Raw genomic sequence first — 15833 nt, 5'->3', positions numbered from 1 at the left:
ATTTCCCGTTTGACCTGAAGGGGCGTAGACGGTATAATCCTGCGGCTCTTTAACAGGACATTTTTTGGAGAATCGAATCATGTATGCGGTCATCGTAACCGGCGGTAAACAGTACCGCGTCGCTCAAGGCGACAGCATCTTTGTTGAAAAACTGGATGCAGCAGAAGGCGCAGACATTGATTTCGATAATGTCCTGATGGTCGGGGAAGGTGACACCGTGCAAATCGGCGCACCTTACGTTGCAGGCGCGAAAGTAACTGCAAACGTTGTGGCCCAGACTCGCGGCGTCAAAGTGCGGATCATGAAATTCCGCCGCCGTAAGCACCATCAGAAATGTACTGGTCATCGCCAGTACCTGACACAAATCGAAATCACTGGCATTTCAGCAGCATAAGGGGAGACAGCAATGGCACATAAGAAAGCAGGCGGTAGTACCCGCAACGGTCGCGACTCAGAATCGAAACGACTTGGCGTTAAGCGCTTTGGTGGTCAATTCGTTCTGGCTGGTAACATTCTGGTTCGCCAGCGTGGTACGCGCTTCCATGCTGGTGACAACGTAGGTATTGGTAAAGACCATACCTTGTTCGCCAAGGCAGACGGCGTAGTGGTTTTCAAGCAAAAAGGCGCTGAAAACCGTAAGTTTGTAAGCATCCAACCTGTTGAAGGTTGTTCCGCTTAAAAACTTCCGTCTTCGAACGATTTGCGTAAAAGCCCCGCCTGTCGGGGCTTTTCGCGTGTTATGATCATGTCATGAAAACTATCCCGCACCCCATTCAATATCAAGGCAGTAAGCGCAATTTAGCAGCCGCCATTCTTGGTTATTTCCCCAAGGATGTGAATTGTTTGATTGAACCCTTTGCGGGTTCGGCTGCGATTAGTATTGCGGCGGGAGCACGTCAATTGGCGGCGCGTTACGCGATTAATGATGTCAATAAACCGTTAGTAGAATTGCTGCGTTTGATGGTGGAGCAACCCACAGCAACGGCTGATTATTACGAACAGATTTGGAATGGGCAGCTCACAGAGGATAGTCCGAGCCATTATTATCAGATGCGCGAAGCCTTTAATCGCAGCCAAGATCCCCGTCTTTTCCTGTATTTGTTAGCGCGTTGTGTCAAAGGTGCGGTGCGTTACAATGCTGATGGGATGTTCAATCAAAGCCCAGATAAGCGCCGTAAAGGAACTCGCCCCGCGACGATGCGTAACAATATTTTCGGGGTGTCAGCGTTGTTGCAAGGTAAAAGTGCCTTTTCAGCACTGGATTATCGTGATGTGCTGAGGACGGCTACGACCAATGATTTGGTTTACATGGATCCGCCTTATCAGGGCGTTTGCGGCGAACACGATTCGCGCTACTTGTCCGGTATTGATCACCGTGAATTTGTATTGGCACTGGAAAGCTTGAATGAACGGGGTATCGCTTACCTCGTCAGTTATGATGGGCGTAGGGGAGATAAGGCATTTGGCGAATTGCTGCCTAGTTATCTGGAGTTGTCGCGTATTGAATTGTTAGCGGGGCGTTCTAGCCAATCGACCTTGCTGGGACGCGCTGAGATGACGTATGAATCGCTGTATTTGTCACCAGCTTTAGCGCAGAAGCGGGAATTACCTGCGTTACGGAGTCATGCTATTTCTATACAGCCACACTGTGCGCCTGAGGCTAATGCGCTCTATGCCTGAAGTGCCAGCCGCCTTATTGGAGTTGGTCGTGTGAGCATTGTGACAATTGGAATGGTGGTAAAGATAAGCAGGTTTGCCTGACTTGTTACTGGGCTTTCCCAGAAAATTATACCCATGTGGCAACACGCCACAGTCGTCGTATTGACCTTGTTTGGCAAGGGGATGAAGTGGCTGTTTATGAAAAACTGAAGGCAGCCGCTTCTGAGCTTGGTAAAGAAGTCCCTGAGTTTGTTAAAGAAGTGCTTGAGCGTGAAGCCAAGTTACTGGGATAGGATTTATGCAGTTTGTTGATGAAGTAGTAATCCGCGTGAAAGCGGGTGATGGTGGCAATGGTTGCGTGAGCTTCCGCCGCGAAAAATACATCGAATTCGGTGGCCCCAACGGTGGCGACGGCGGCGACGGTGGCGATGTGTATTTGGTTGCCGAACGCAATTTGAATACGCTGATTGATTTCCGCCACCAGCGTTATTACGAAGCGCAGCGCGGCGAAAACGGCGCAGGCAATAATATGACCGGCAGGCGTGGCGATGATCAAGAGATCAGCGTTCCGGTCGGCACGGTGGCTTACGACGAAGAAACCGGCGAGATGATCGGCGATTTGGTCGAACCCGGCCAGCGCTTGCTGGTGGCAAAAGGCGGTTGGCATGGCTTGGGTAACTTGCGTTACAAAAGCTCGATTAACCGTGCGCCACGTCAGTCTAAGCCGGGTACGGTGGGTGAATTGCGTGTGTTGCGCATGGAACTGAAATTGCTGGCAGACGTCGGTTTGCTGGGCTTGCCGAATGCGGGAAAATCGACGTTGATCAGCGCGGTGTCGTCGGCACGTCCGAAAGTCGCGGATTACCCGTTCACCACGCTGTACCCCAATTTGGGCGTGGTCAGTGTTGGCGTGACGCAAAGTTTCGTGATGGCGGATATTCCTGGCTTGATCGAAGGGGCGGCGGAAGGCGCGGGGCTGGGCATCCAATTCCTGCGGCATTTATCGCGTACCAGTTTATTGCTGCACGTGGTGGACGTCGCACCGATGGCGGAGGAAAATGAGCCGGTAAAAGCGGTGCGTACTATCGAGGCTGAGTTGGAGCAATACAGCGAAGAGCTGTCCAATTACCCGCGTTGGCTGGTGCTGAACAAAATCGACTTGTTGCCACCGGAAGAACGCGCCTCCCGTTGTCAGGAAATTGTTGACGCACTCGGTTGGACGGGGCGCGTTTTCCAGATTTCCGCCGCGACCAGTGCAGGCACGCAAGACCTGTGTTTCCACATTATGCAGTATTTGGACGAACATGCAGACCACACGAACTGAATTCATGCCCAAGACCCAGCGTTGGGTCGTTAAAATTGGCAGTGCCTTGCTGACTCGCGATGGCGAAGGCTTGGATCGTGAAGCCTTGGCGGATTGGGCGGGGCAAATGGCTCGCCTGCATCAGTCCGGTGTGGAAATCGTGTTGGTGTCTTCCGGCGCAGTCGCCGAAGGCATGAGCCGCATGGGTTGGAAAACCAAGCCCAAAGCCTTGTTTGAAAAGCAGGCGGCGGCAGCGATTGGGCAAATGAGCCTGATTCATGCTTATGAGATGGTGTTCCAGCAACACGGTTTTCATGCCGCGCAAGTGTTGCTCACCCATGACGATTTGGCGAATCGTCGCCGTTACCTCAATGCGCGTAGCACCTTAACCACCTTGATTGAACTCAAAGTCATTCCGGTGATCAATGAGAATGATACGGTGGCGTTTGAGGAAATTCGCTTGGGTGACAACGATACGCTGGGTGCGATGGTGGCGAATCTGGTCGAAGCGGATGTGTTGGTGATTCTCACCGACCAGTCCGGCTTGTTTGACAAAGACCCGCGCAAGTTTGCGGATGCGCAGATGATTGTTGAGGGTCGCGCTAACAATCCCGATTACGTGGAATTTGCGGGCGGGGCGGGCACGTTGATCGGCAGCGGCGGAATGCGTACCAAGGTAATCGCTGCGCAACGGGCGGCGCGTTCGGGCTGTGCCACCGTGATTGCTTCCGGGCGTGAACCGCTGGTGTTGGAGCGGCTGCGCACGGGTGAGTTGTTAGGCACGCTGTTATTGCCGGATGCTGCACCGATTGCAGCGCGTAAGCAGTGGATTGCGGGGCAATTGGCAGCCAAAGGCACGTTGTGGCTTGACGCTGGCGCGGCAGAAGCGGTTCTCAAAACGGGAAAAAGCTTATTGCCCATCGGAGTAACACGGGTGGAAGGCGTGTTTGATCGGGGTGAGGTGGTGAGTTGTGTCACTGATGACGGGCGCTTGATTGCCAAGGGATTGGTGAATTATTCGAGTGAAGAGGCAAACCGCATTAAACGTCAGCCAAGCAAATCCATTGAGCAAGTACTAGGCTATGTGGATGCGTTGGAGCTGATCCACCGTGATAATTTGGTCTTATTATAGTGAAAAGCTTGCTTTAGTCGGATTTTATTGTGGTGTGCGCGATCGGTGGGATATGTTCTGGCAGCCTGGTAGACAAAGGGAGTCAATGATGGATAGCGAGCGTTACAATATTCAAGTGTCGGTGGAGTCTCATTTCATCGAAAAAGAATCTAACCCGGAACTGTCGCGTTACGTGTTTGCGTACACCGTGACGATGGTGAATCAAGGCAGTATTCCTGCCAAATTGTTGACCCGGCACTGGGTGATTTCGGATGCCGAAGGCCGTACTCAAGAAGTGCGCGGTGATGGCGTGGTCGGTGAGCAACCTTACTTGCAACCGGGCGAGGGGTTTCGTTATACCAGTGGCACGATTCTGGATACGCCACTGGGCGTGATGCAGGGTGCTTATCAAATGGTAGCCGATGATGGTGAGCATTTTGATGCGATTATTGCCCCGTTTCGTTTAGTGGATCCGCGCGTTTTGCATTAAATCTTCTCGATATTACCACTCGTCACACCCCGCTAGACACGCCTGAAAACAGCGGGGTATAGTGAAAATAGATTTCTTATATAGTGTCTATAAAAACAAGAAGTGGTAATAATGAAAACCCCAAACAAATCAAGCCAAGTCAGTGGTCTGGTTGTATTGTCTGTACTATGTAGTGCGGTAGTACACAGTGAGTCGGCGGAAGCGGCTGTTTACACTTACGTTGATAAAGACGGTACACGTTGGTTGACCAATACGCCGAAAAAAGGCAACAAATATAAATTGGTTGCAAAGTACGGCGCACCGCAAAAAAAATCATCAAGACCGTCAGCTTTACCCAAGGTAGCGAATTACTCGGCTAACGCGTTGGCACCCGTTAATATGGGAAGTACGCGCGGGCATTGTGGCTCGCAAAACGCCGCACAATTAGAGCGTAAAATGTTGCCGCATCTGGATTCTATTCGTACTCATGCGCGCGCTTACGGTGTGGATGAAAATCTGGTGATTGCGTTGATGAAACAAGAATCCTGCTTTAACCCCGGTGCGCGTTCACGGGTGGGGGCGATGGGTTTAATGCAATTGATGCCCGGCACGGCGGATATGATGGGCGTCGCTAACGCTTGGGACCCGCATCAGAATATCCAAGGTGGCGTGAAATATTTGGCAGAACAATTGCGCACCTTTAATGGGAATGTGGCGCTGGCGTTAGCGGCTTACAATGCGGGCCCCGGTGCAGTACACAAGCACAAAGGCATTCCGCCTTTTCGTGAAACCCAAAATTATGTGGCGAAAATCATGCGTGATTACCGGGGGGCGCAGGCATACCCCGTTCAACAAGCGCAGGCAGCCCCACAAGCGGTGGGTTATCAGCGCAATGCGCGGATACCGGCAGGCATTTCACGTGGGCAAGGTTGGGCAAAGCCGGTGCAGGATTTCTCTGTTTTCAAAGGTTTATCGTAAAGCAGTACGCGGGCGGCTTCTTTTTGCATCGCAGTAGGCTGCACGGACTGGCAACAATGAAACGCGAAGTGTATGCTTTGTTGTTTGATTTTGATCTGTGGAGATGAGCAATGTCGATGTCTGACCGCGATGGCCTGATCTGGCTGGACGGCGAAATGGTGCCTTGGCGCGAAGCCAAAACCCACGTCTTAACCCATACCCTGCATTATGGCATGGGTGTTTTTGAAGGTGTGCGGGCGTATAAGACTGACCAAGGCACGGCGATTTTCCGCTTGCAAGATCACACTAACCGCCTGTTTAATTCTGCCAAAATCATGCGAATGGCGATGCCTTACAGCAAAGAGCAGCTCAATGCAGCGCAATGCGCGTCCGTGCGTGATAATAATCTGGATTCCGCTTACATCCGCCCGATGTGTTTTTACGGGTCGGAAGGCATGGGTCTGCGTGCCGACAATCTGGAAACCCACGCAATGGTCGCCGCGTGGACATGGGGTTCTTACCTCGGCGCGGAAAACATGGAAAAAGGGATTCGCATCAAGACCTCTTCCTTCAACCGCCACCACGTCAATGTCACCATGTGCAAGGCGAAAGCCAACGGCAATTACATGAATTCCATGCTGGCGTTGCGTGAAGCGTTAGACGACGGTTATGACGAAGCCTTGTTGCTGGACGTGGACGGTTTTGTGTCTGAAGGCAGCGCGGAAAACTTCTTTTTGATCAAAGAAGGTGTCCTGTACACCCCTGAACTGACGGCGGCACTGGATGGGATTACCCGTAAAACCGTGATCACACTGGCGCGTGATTTGGGCTATGAAGTCCGCGAAAAGCGCATTAGCCGTGACGAAGTGTACATGGCAGATGAAGCATTCTTCACCGGCACAGCGGCGGAAGTGACCCCGATTCGTGAATTGGATCGTCGCGCCATTGGTTCAGGCTCACGCGGCCCGATTACGGAACAATTGCAATCCCTGTATTTGGATATTGTGCATGGGCGCTCCGAAAAATACCGCGATTGGCTGACCTTTGTTTAACGAATGGTGAGAGAGGTTGTATGTCTGCACCGAGTATTGCTGATTACCAACGTTTGAATGACACCCGCGAAGTGGTGGTGAAACGTCAAGATTTACCCTTGAGTTGCCCCACCGATGTCACTGCGTTGTGGTGTTCGCACCCGCGTGCATCGTTAGCGATTGAGAATAGCCCCGATAAAACGGCTCGTTGCCCATACTGCGGTACGCTTTACCGTTTGATCGACTAAACGCCATGGCGTTTTCCCCCCAACGTTGCCTGATCGTCGGCCCTTCGTGGGTCGGCGATACGGTGATGGCACAAAGCCTGTTTATGGCGCTGAAACACCGTTTCCCCGATTTGCAAATTGATGTGCTTGCACCTGCGTGGAGCAAGCCGATTTTGGCGGCAATGCCCGAAGTCCGCGCTGCCATTGAAATGCCGTTGCAGCATGGCGAATTGGCATTGGGTAAGCGTTACCAATTGGGCAAACGTTTGCGGGCGAATGCGTATGATTGGGCGATTGTGTTGCCGCGTTCGCTGAAAGCCGCGCTCGTGCCGTTTTGGGCAAACATTCCGGTACGCACGGGGTTTAAGGGCGAAATGCGCTACGGCTTGCTGAATGATATTCGCCCTATGGATAAAACCGTGTTGACGATGACGGTGCAACGGTTTGTGGCGTTGGGGTTGGCGAAGGATGCCCCGTTACCACCAAAGATTCAGCCGCCACACCTCACTCCCACCCGCTCCCTGAGCGTAGTCGAAGGGTCGCTTCTAGCCCTCTGCCCCGGTGCAGAATACGGTGCTGCCAAACGCTGGCCTGCCGACTATTACGCCGAAGTCGCCCAGCACTACATCGCCCAAGGCGGTCAAGTGATCCTACTCGGCTCTGCCAAAGATGCCCCCGTCACCGCGCAAATCGCCGCCGCTGTAAATTCCCCCGTCTGCCAAGACCTTGCTGGCAAAACCAGCCTACAGGAAGTGCTGGGTTTACTCGCACAAGCTGATCAGGTGGTCAGCAATGATTCTGGCTTGATGCACGTTGCTGCCGCACTCGGCACACCCGTGATTGCCGTGTATGGCTCTTCCGACCCGACTTATACCCCGCCGTTGAGTGACAAAGCGCAAATCCTCTACCTTGGCTTGCCGTGCAGCCCATGCTTCAAACGCGAATGCCCGCTGGGGCATCTGGATTGCCTGAAAAAGATTACCCCGCAACAGGTCATTTCCTTGCTATAACATCCTTGCTATAAATCAAAAAAGCCTAGCTGTCGCCGTGCTATGCTGCTTTGCACAAATTAATGCCGTGAGGACTGGTGCGATGGACGTTGAACAGCTTGCAATCCGTGATTATTTGGCGAAATGCCCCCCATTAACTGAGCTTCCCGCCGTTGAGTTGGATGCGTTGGCGCGTGCCGTGCAAATCCAGCGTATCCCGCAAGGAACGGATGTGTTGAGCATTGGCGCAGAAAATACCGTCGCGTTTCTAATCCGCGCTGGGGCGGTGGATGTCTTGCTGGAAAGCGGTGATTGGTACGGGCGTTTCGGCGATGGCGATTGGGTCGGCTACCGTTCGGTGATGCGTGGCGGCAAGGTCAGCATGACGGTGCGAGCGATCGAAGACACCTTGCTGTATGCCGTGCCGGGTGAGCTGTTTTTGTCCTTACTGGAACGCTTTGAGCGGGTACGTCACTATTTCGCCGAGCGCAAGCCGGAACGTTTACGCAATGCACTTCAGGAAATCCGTGGCAGTGACGGCTTGGCGTTAGTTGCCATGCATGTGCGTGATTTGATGAAGCTGCCGATGTTGGTGGGCAAGAGCGATAGCATCCAGCAAGTTGCGCAACAGATGAACGAATTCGATACCCAAACCGTGATGGTAACGGGCGAAGACGGCAGCTTGTGCGGCATTGTCACTGATGTGGATTTCCGCAAGCGTGTGGTGGCTGAAGACCGCAGCGTGAATGCGCCAATTGCTGACATTATGACTCTTAACCCACTCACATTAACACCACGCGATCAAGCCTCCGAAGCCTTGTTGCTGATGTCACGGCGTAATATTCGCCACTTGCCGGTGGTGGATAATGGCGATGTAGTCGGCGTCGTCTCTGCCAGCGATTTATTGCGCACCCAAAGCAATAGCGCCGTGTATTTGGTCGGGGATATTTTCGCTGCCAAAGACGTGGCACGCTTGGCAGAACTCAGCAAAAACTTGCCGCAAATGTTAGTGAGCTTGGTGAAACAAAGCCTGCCTGCCAACGATATTGGGCAGTCCGTCACCGCTGTTGGGCAAGCGATTGCGCGGCGTTTATTGGTGATGGCAGAAGAAAAATTCGGCGCACCACCCGTGCCGTATGCCTTCATTGTGGCGGGTTCGATGGCGCGGCGTGAACAAACCGCGCATTCTGACCAAGATAACGGCATGATTGTGTCGGATGACTACAACGAAGCGCAACACGGCGAGTATTTCCGGCAGATAGCGAAAGTCGTGAGCGACGGGTTGGATGCGTGCGGTTACATTTATTGCCCCGGCAATGTGATGGCGACCAATGACCAGTGGCGGCAACCGTTGTCGGTGTGGCGTGGCTATTTTGAGACGTGGATCAATAAGCCCGAACCGATGGCGTTGATGTATGCCAGCATTTTCTTCGACCTGCGCTGCTTGCATGGGGATGCCAGTTTGCTAACCCGTTTGCAGGAAGAGGTTCTGAGAAAAACCAAAGCCAGCACCCTGTTCCAAGCGTTTATGGCGGGCAATGCCTTGAGCCACAAACCGCCGATTGGTTTCTTCCGTGGCTTCGTGCTCGATAAAGACAGCAAAGACAGCAGCGCCGAAAAAGGGATGGACATGAAGAAGCGCGGGGTTGTACCAGTTATCGACATGGCGCGGCTGTATGCGTTGGCGGCAGGGCTTACGCCGATCAATACGTGGGAACGGTTGGAGGCAATTGCGGAAGCGGGGACGATCACCCGTTCTACCGTGGAAGATGTGCGCGATGCGTTCGAGTTCATCAGCATGGTACGCTTGCAGCATCAAGCCAAGCAAATCGAAAACGGACACAAACCCAATAACCACATGCCGCCCGAAGAGCTGTCAGCACTGGAACGTCGCCATTTGAAAGATGCGTTTGAGGTGATTTCGACCATGCAAGACAGCATGGCAACCCGCTATCAGGCGGATAAGTTTAGATAAGATAACCCACTGGAGGAGAGCCGCTGGTGTGTTACATGCCCACCTGACGGAATTTGCTTGCCCTGCGCTGACGGTGGCAGGCAGTGACACGATTCGCACGGTGGCTGCCCGCATGACGCAGGCGGCAAGCCGTGCTGCGCTGGTGTTGGACGCATCTGGTAAGCTGCAAGGCGTGGTCACGGATATGGATTTGCGCACACGGGTGTTGGCTGCCGAGCTTGAGCCGACAACGCCAGTGGGCGACATTATGACTAGCCAACCGCTGGTGGTTGATGCTTCTGAAACCGCATCCGCCGCGCTGCTGCTGATGGCACGGCGCAATATTCGCCATATTCTGGTGCGGCTGGCGGATGGCAGTTTTGGTATTGTGTCGGCGTTCGATCTGTTGCGGCAATACGATTACAACGCCGCTTGGCTGATTGGCGACATCCACGTCGCGGCGGATGTGGCAACCCTGTCACGCCTCAGTCAACATTTGCCGCCTGCCTTGGTGCGCATGGTGCAAAACGGTACGCCTGCCTGCGATAGTGCGCATTCCCTCAGTCTGGTCGGTCAGGAAATTGTGCATCGCCTGCTGACACTCGCGGAAAACCGTTTTGGCGCACCGCCCATTCCCTACGCTTTCATCGTTGCTGGTTCGATGGGGCGGCATGAGCAAACCATTCACACCGATCAAGATAACGCGATGATTCTGGATGACAGTTTCGTGGCGGAACTGCACGACAGCTATTTCCAGCAAGTGGCGCACTTTGTCAGCGACGGGCTGGCGGCGCGTGGGTATGTGTATTGCCCCGGCAATATCATGGCAAGCAATCCGCAATGGCGGCAACCGCTGCACGTGTGGCGCGAGTATTTCCGCCAGTGGATTGATACGCCGGAACCGCAGGCGCTGGTGAATGCCACTATATTTTTCGACCTGCGCTGCACTTATGGCGATGACAGCTTGTGGCTGCGGTTGCGTGATGACTTGCTGGGGCGTAGCCGCAATAGCAGTCTATTCCAACATTTGCTGGCAGAAAACGCGCAAACTTTTCAGCCTCCGCTAAACTTTTGGGGTGGCTTTGCCAGTGAACGCAATGCAGCGGGCGAGAAAGTCATCGACTTGAAAAAACGTGGCGTTGTGCCGGTAATTGATTTGGCACGGGTGTACGCATTGGCGCACGGTTTGCCTCCGGTGAATACGGTGGAACGTTTGCAAGCCTTGGCGGAGACGGGGGCGTTGAACCGTGATGACGTGGGGGAATTGTTGGAAGCGTTGGAAGTGATTAGCCGCTTGCGTTTGCAGCATCAGTCACGGCAGGTACAGGCGGAGGTGAAGCCGGATAATGCGTTGCCGCTGGCGAGTTTGTCGGCGTTGGAGCGTAATCATTTGAAGGGGGCTTGTGAGGTGGTGGCGCGGTTGCAGCAGGGGATGTTTCGGGCGTATCGGAGTGGAGCATGAGTGTTGTGCGAGTCGGAAAAATGGAGTCGCTAACGCCAAAAAACCATGTAAAACGGAGTTACTGATCTGCGAGTGGCGACACTTTGAGTCAAATTTGTAATGATAATCGGAAATAATCCGACTAAGCTCTCAAAATTGACTATAATCATCAGCATGAACAGCGTACAAATCCCCCGGCAAGGTCACATTTTCAATCATTCAACCCTCACCGCCCTGTTGAAGGATTACGCTCGCCCGAACGACAAAATCAGCGAAATGCTGGCTAAAGCCGAGCTGCTGCCGTTGAAAAAAGGCTTGTACACCTTGGGTGGCAAGGCGGCTTGGTCTGTGTCTCGCGGCTTGGCTGCCAATCACTTGCATGGCCCCAGCTACGTTTCCCGCGAGTGGATGCTGGCGTATTACGGCTGGATGACCGAACGGGTGGAAGAGGTTACCTCCATGTGTTTGGAACGTTCCCGCCATGTCAGCACCGCGTTGGGCAGGTTCAGTTATGCCGCGATTCCGGCACGCTATTACGCCGTTGGTTTGACCTTTGTGCAGGAAGGGGATGTGGCGTTCATGGCGGCTACCCCGGAAAAAGCCCTGTGTGATGTGCTGGTGGCTACCCCCGGACTGCGGATTCAGTCGGTCAGTGCCATGCAAGACTACCTGTTGGAAAATTTGCGGTTGGAGGAAAGCGATTTGTACAATCTTGATGCTGTCCGTTTACAAACCTGCGCCCAGAGTGGTTACAAAACGGCGATGTTGGCGCATCTGTGCCAGTGGGTGGAGGCATTGCAGCATGATTGAAGCCATGCTCCAACGTTACCCGATCACTGATGCAGAATCACACTATCAGGCGTTGCGCGAAGTCATGCAGGAAATCGCGCTGGCGGGGCTGTATCGCGGTGGTTTCTTCCAGAAAGCGGCCTTTTACGGTGGCACAGCCTTGCGGATTTTCTATCAACTTGACCGCTTTTCGGAAGATCTGGATTTTTCCCTGCTGCAAGCCGACGCGAATTTTTCGCTGGAACCGTATTTTGCCGCCATCCGCAAGGAATTCCATGCGCTGGGGATTCAGGTGGAGGTTTCTGCCAAACAGAAAACCCGGCAGACGGCGGTCGAGTCGGCGTTTCTGAAAAGCAATACGGCTATCCACCTGTTGCAGATTCAGGGGGAATACGCCCAAAGCTGGTCGCCGCCGCGCCCGATCAAGATTAAGTTTGAAGTCGATACCCAGCCGCCGTTGGGGTTCGGCACGGAAGAAAAGTTGCTGATGCTGCCGTTTTCGTTTTACGTGAAATGTTTCCAGATTGGCGACTTGTTCGCGGGCAAACTGCACGCCCTGCTGTACCGGCGGTGGCAAAACCGGGTGAAGGGGCGCGACTGGTATGATTTTGAATGGTATGTGCGGCATGGGCATCGGGTTCACCTGAGCCACTTTTTGCAACGCGCCCAGCAAAGCGGGCAGCTCGTGGGACGGGACAGCGTGAGTGTGGAGGAGGTGCGGGAACTGCTGCGGCAACGGGTTGAGCAGGTCGATTTCCAGCAAGCTAAGGAAGATGTCGCCCGTTTTATCAAGCACACGGAACGGCTGGAAATCTGGTCGCAGGGGTATTTTCAGGGGTTGGTAGAGCGGTTGGGTTAGGCGATGTTGCCTTCGACTACGCTCAGGCAACGGCACGTGCGCTGGCTGAGCGGAGTCGAAGCCAGGTTCAGGCAATCACTCCAGTTCCTTCAACGTTTTCTCAATAATCCCAATCCACTGTTGCTGCTGCCCGTGCAGCAAGCCTTTTTCCTCCAATGGTTTCAGGATTGCCAATGCCTTCTCAAGGTGTGTGCGGACTACTTTGGTTTCACCATTTTGTTGTGCAATACCCATCAATTTGAAATGTAAAATCACCACATCGGTTTGCCATCCGGCATTGCTGGGGTCGTTGTCCGCCAGCGTTTGGGCAATGGTCTGGCTTTTTTCAAACACGGCTTTGGCGTCGTCGAGCTTGCCCTGCTCTGTGAGGATTTCGCCGATCTTGTTAAGACTGACGGAGAGATAGCGTTGCCATTCAGCATTGCTGGGGTCGTTGTCCGCGAGCGTTCGGCGGATGTTCATGCTTTTCTCAAACACGGCCCTAGATTTATCAAGTTTTCCTTGATTTGAAAGAATAGTTCCAATCCAGATAAGACTTGCTGAAAGATCTTGCTGCCATCCGGTATTGCTGGGGTCGTTGTCCGCCAGCGTTTGGGCAATGGTCTGGCTTTTTTCAAACACGGCTTTGGCGTCGTCGAGCTTGCCCTGCTCTGTGAGGATTTCGCCGATCTTGTTAAGACTGACGGAGAGATAGCGTTGCCATTCAGCATTGCTGGGGTCGTTGTCCGCGAGCGTTCGGCGGATGTTCATGCTTTTCTCAAACACGGCTTTGGCGTCGTCGAGCTTGTCCTGCGCTTTGAGGATGTTGCCGATCTTTTCCAAGCTGACGGAGAGGTCGCTTTGCCAGTCGGTATTGCTGGAATCTTTGTCGGCACGTTGCTGGAAGGATTGGCTGGCTTCGCGGTACAGCTTTTCGGCTTCCGGTAGCTTGCCTTGGGCTGCCAGTGTGTCGGCTTGTTGACCAAAACCAACGGCGCGTTGTCGTTCCAAATCGTCGCCTTGGACGCTATCGCCGAGGTTGCGGTAATAAGCCGTTACCCGTGACTGGATGTCCTGCATGATGTCGAGCCGCCCGATGGGTTTGAGCTTGTCGCGCAGGTCGAAGTTGATGAAGTTGATCAGGGTGTTGGCTTCCCGCAACATCGCCTCCAAACGTTGTTGCCGCTGCTCTTCGGCTTGGTGGCTGTGCTGGATGTAGGCGCGTTCGTCTGCACTCAAGCCGGAGCGGTTGGCAAACAGCCATTCCCGCGCCCGTTCCAGCGTAATGCCCTGCAACAGCCCCTTGTCTTTGTGCGTGTCGGGCAGGTGTTGCCACTCGCGCAGGCTGTGTTCGAGTTGTTGCTTGCCGAGCAGGAAGTCGTGTTCTTCGCGCAGCCAGCCGTTGAGCAATTGCCAGTGGCGCAACAGGGCTTCGTGCGCCACTTCCACCCGCTTGATGCCGTTGGCACTGCGTTGCACCAGCAGGCGGGCATTGGTGAGTTTGTCCAGCAGCGGGTGAGCAGCGGCAGGCAAGGCTTCCCAATCCGCCGCTTGGCGCACGTAGTCGCCCGCGTCATTGACCCGTACCAGATGCGGAATGAAGGCATCACGCAAGGCTTGCTGTGCTGCCTCACCCAAACGGTCGGGCTGAATGGCGGCACTGGCTTTGTGCTGCACCGCATTTTCCAGCGGGTTGAGGTGCTCAGAACCGAGGCGCTGGTATTCGTCCAACGTCAGGTCGCCGCCCGCGCCAAAACGTTCGTACAGTTCGCGCAAGGCAAACGCCAGCAGCGGCAATGCATCAGCGGTAGCCGCATCGCGGGTGGCGGCAGTCACCAAACCGTCTTCCACCGTCAGCCCCACCACCCCCGCAGGGCCACGGATCAGATCGCTGACCCGCTCCAGCGGCAAGGGGTCAAGCGCGAACAGGCTGGTTTCCAGTGCGCCGGTTTCACTCACTTGGGCTTGCAAGGCTGCCAGATAATCGCTGCGCATTGCCATCAGGGTCAGCAGCGGCAGTTTTGCCTGTTGTGCCGCCAGCAACAGTTGGAACAGGGCTTGGGTTTGTGGCGGCTCGGCGGTGGTGAACAACTCTTCGGCTTGGTCAATGCTCAGCAACACCGTGGCATCCCATTGAGCATTGGGGGTACGCAATTGCTCAAGGTAATCGCGCAGGGCGGGCAATGCCTGTTCACCCTGCAATTGGGCGTAAAGCTCGGCGGCGTGTTGTGGTGTGCCGTTGGCGGTTGCCAGCACTTGCGCCAGTTTGCGCAGCGGTTCGCGTTCCGGGCGCAAGGCTTCCAGTAACAGCCAGTGGCGGGTGTCGCGGCGCAAACGCGGCAATAACCCGGCTTTCAGCAACGAGGATTTGCCCGCACCGGAAGCCGCCAGCATCAGCAGCACACTGGCATTGCCCAAAGTACGGTGCTGGTTGAGGCGTTCGCGCAACTGGTTGGTTTCGTGGTCACGCCCGAAAAATACCGGCGCATCTTCCGCCTCAAACGCCAACATACCTGGGTACGGCGGGCGGGTTTTGTCCCAGTCAAAGCGTTGCTGAAGCGTGAGGGTCAGTTCGGTAAGCTGGGCGTGCAGGCGTTGCAGCGCATCATCACGATCTTTTGTCAGGTCAAGGTGCTGGAGGTCAGCCGCCACTGTGGTTTGCAAGCCGGGCTGGATGCGCAGCGGGAAAATGGTTTTGCCCAAGGCACGCGCCTGCATGAATTCAAACCCGCACCACTGCGAAGCCAGCCAATGATCACTGAGCAGGCAAATCAGCGCGTGGCTACGCTGGATTTCGCGGTACAGCACTTTTTCCCACTCGCTCCCCGCCGCAATGCCATGCCGTGCGTCGGAGTCGAGGAATAGCGATTCAAAGCCTTGGCTTTTCAGCCAATGCATGATCTGGAGTGCTTCTGCCTTGTCTTTGCTGGAATGACTGATGAAGATTTTTGCCACAGCTAAGCCCTGCGTGTGCATAATGAAACAAGATGAACAGTTTATAGACGTGCCGCGATAAGAAATCCAGAGAAGCGCTGCTAATTCGCTACACTTAACCTAACGCATCA

15 protein-coding genes and 1 pseudogene are annotated in these 15833 nt (G+C 54.3%); 15 read left to right on the top strand and 1 reads right to left on the bottom strand.

The annotated features are described in order from the left end of the window. Window positions 1-79 precede the first annotated feature (79 nt). The 15 genes and pseudogenes from rplU to L3K52_01800 all read left to right on the top strand — a co-directional run bounded on the left by rplU (window position 80) and on the right by L3K52_01800 (window position 12789). Window positions 80-394 carry a 50S ribosomal protein L21 gene (gene rplU / locus L3K52_01870; GenBank protein ID UOG92495.1) on the top strand — a complete coding sequence of 105 codons (315 nt, stop codon included), beginning with the start codon at window positions 80-82 and terminating at the stop codon, window positions 392-394. Between the two features lie 12 nt (window positions 395-406). Beyond that, window positions 407-679 carry a 50S ribosomal protein L27 gene (gene rpmA / locus L3K52_01865; protein ID UOG92494.1) on the top strand — a complete coding sequence of 91 codons (273 nt, stop codon included), beginning with the start codon at window positions 407-409 and terminating at the stop codon, window positions 677-679. A gap of 71 nt (window positions 680-750) precedes the next feature. Further along, a complete protein-coding gene (locus tag L3K52_01860; GenBank protein UOG92493.1) occupies window positions 751-1680 on the top strand; it encodes a Dam family site-specific DNA-(adenine-N6)-methyltransferase in 930 nt (309 codons plus the stop codon). Window positions 1681-1796: 116 nt separating this feature from the next. Then, a complete protein-coding gene (locus L3K52_01855; GenBank protein ID UOG92492.1) occupies window positions 1797-1952 on the top strand; it encodes a hypothetical protein in 156 nt (51 codons plus the stop codon). 5 nt (window positions 1953-1957) lie between these two features. After that, on the top strand, window positions 1958-2983 hold the full coding sequence (obgE, locus tag L3K52_01850; protein UOG92491.1) for a GTPase ObgE: 1026 nt from the start codon (window positions 1958-1960) through the stop codon (window positions 2981-2983). After that, window positions 2964-4094: a glutamate 5-kinase gene (gene proB, locus L3K52_01845; protein ID UOG92490.1), complete on the top strand. Its 1131-nt coding sequence runs from the start codon at window positions 2964-2966 to the stop codon at window positions 4092-4094. Before obgE ends, proB begins: the two co-directional genes overlap by 20 nt. An 88-nt stretch (window positions 4095-4182) precedes the next feature. Next, the gene (apaG, locus tag L3K52_01840) at window positions 4183-4563 is read left to right on the top strand and encodes a Co2+/Mg2+ efflux protein ApaG (GenBank protein UOG93951.1); all 381 of its coding nucleotides are present in this window, start codon (window positions 4183-4185) and stop codon (window positions 4561-4563) included. Between the two features lie 507 nt (window positions 4564-5070). Then, window positions 5071-5367: pseudogene (locus L3K52_01835) on the top strand (lytic transglycosylase domain-containing protein). Window positions 5368-5630: 263 nt separating this feature from the next. Then, the gene (locus tag L3K52_01830) at window positions 5631-6551 is read left to right on the top strand and encodes a branched-chain amino acid transaminase (GenBank protein UOG92489.1); all 921 of its coding nucleotides are present in this window, start codon (window positions 5631-5633) and stop codon (window positions 6549-6551) included. A gap of 20 nt (window positions 6552-6571) precedes the next feature. Continuing rightward, window positions 6572-6778: a zinc-finger domain-containing protein gene (locus L3K52_01825; GenBank protein ID UOG92488.1), complete on the top strand. Its 207-nt coding sequence runs from the start codon at window positions 6572-6574 to the stop codon at window positions 6776-6778. Window positions 6779-6783: 5 nt separating this feature from the next. Beyond that, complete coding sequence (gene waaF / locus L3K52_01820; protein UOG92487.1) at window positions 6784-7767, top strand: lipopolysaccharide heptosyltransferase II; 984 nt, start codon at window positions 6784-6786, stop codon at window positions 7765-7767. 82 nt (window positions 7768-7849) lie between these two features. Beyond that, window positions 7850-9721: a DUF294 nucleotidyltransferase-like domain-containing protein gene (locus tag L3K52_01815; GenBank protein ID UOG92486.1), complete on the top strand. Its 1872-nt coding sequence runs from the start codon at window positions 7850-7852 to the stop codon at window positions 9719-9721. A gap of 28 nt (window positions 9722-9749) precedes the next feature. Continuing rightward, a complete protein-coding gene (locus tag L3K52_01810; protein ID UOG92485.1) occupies window positions 9750-11162 on the top strand; it encodes a DUF294 nucleotidyltransferase-like domain-containing protein in 1413 nt (470 codons plus the stop codon). Between the two features lie 153 nt (window positions 11163-11315). Next, complete coding sequence (locus L3K52_01805) at window positions 11316-11951, top strand: hypothetical protein (protein ID UOG92484.1); 636 nt, start codon at window positions 11316-11318, stop codon at window positions 11949-11951. Further along, on the top strand, window positions 11944-12789 hold the full coding sequence (locus L3K52_01800; GenBank protein UOG92483.1) for a nucleotidyl transferase AbiEii/AbiGii toxin family protein: 846 nt from the start codon (window positions 11944-11946) through the stop codon (window positions 12787-12789). Before L3K52_01805 ends, L3K52_01800 begins: the two co-directional genes overlap by 8 nt. Before the next feature lie 75 nt (window positions 12790-12864). Here the strand turns inward: L3K52_01800 and L3K52_01795 are convergent, their stop codons facing one another. Next, on the bottom strand, window positions 12865-15723 hold the full coding sequence (locus L3K52_01795) for a toll/interleukin-1 receptor domain-containing protein (protein ID UOG92482.1): 2859 nt from the start codon (window positions 15721-15723) through the stop codon (window positions 12865-12867). Between the last annotated feature and the right edge of the window lie 110 nt (window positions 15724-15833).

Source organism: Candidatus Thiothrix sulfatifontis (assembly GCA_022828425.1).
Taxonomy (GTDB): Bacteria; Pseudomonadota; Gammaproteobacteria; order Thiotrichales; family Thiotrichaceae; genus Thiothrix; species Thiothrix sulfatifontis.
The sequence above is the reverse complement of the archived record's forward strand: the minus strand, read 5'-3'. Positions and strand labels throughout refer to the sequence as shown.

Bases quoted from the DNA above. Each gene is read 5' to 3' on its own strand.
- proB (UOG92490.1), top strand. From the start codon at position 2,964: ATGCAGACCACACGAACTGAATTCATGCCCAAGACCCAGCGTTGGGTC.
- rpmA (UOG92494.1), top strand. From the start codon at position 407: ATGGCACATAAGAAAGCAGGCGGTAGTACCCGCAACGGTCGCGACTCA.
- L3K52_01830 (UOG92489.1), top strand. From the start codon at position 5,631: ATGTCGATGTCTGACCGCGATGGCCTGATCTGGCTGGACGGCGAAATG.
- L3K52_01860 (UOG92493.1), top strand. From the start codon at position 751: ATGAAAACTATCCCGCACCCCATTCAATATCAAGGCAGTAAGCGCAAT.
- L3K52_01815 (UOG92486.1), top strand. From the start codon at position 7,850: ATGGACGTTGAACAGCTTGCAATCCGTGATTATTTGGCGAAATGCCCC.
- L3K52_01825 (UOG92488.1), top strand. From the start codon at position 6,572: ATGTCTGCACCGAGTATTGCTGATTACCAACGTTTGAATGACACCCGC.
- apaG (UOG93951.1), top strand. From the start codon at position 4,183: ATGGATAGCGAGCGTTACAATATTCAAGTGTCGGTGGAGTCTCATTTC.
- L3K52_01805 (UOG92484.1), top strand. From the start codon at position 11,316: ATGAACAGCGTACAAATCCCCCGGCAAGGTCACATTTTCAATCATTCA.
- obgE (UOG92491.1), top strand. From the start codon at position 1,958: ATGCAGTTTGTTGATGAAGTAGTAATCCGCGTGAAAGCGGGTGATGGT.
- rplU (UOG92495.1), top strand. From the start codon at position 80: ATGTATGCGGTCATCGTAACCGGCGGTAAACAGTACCGCGTCGCTCAA.
- waaF (UOG92487.1), top strand. From the start codon at position 6,784: ATGGCGTTTTCCCCCCAACGTTGCCTGATCGTCGGCCCTTCGTGGGTC.
- L3K52_01800 (UOG92483.1), top strand. From the start codon at position 11,944: ATGATTGAAGCCATGCTCCAACGTTACCCGATCACTGATGCAGAATCA.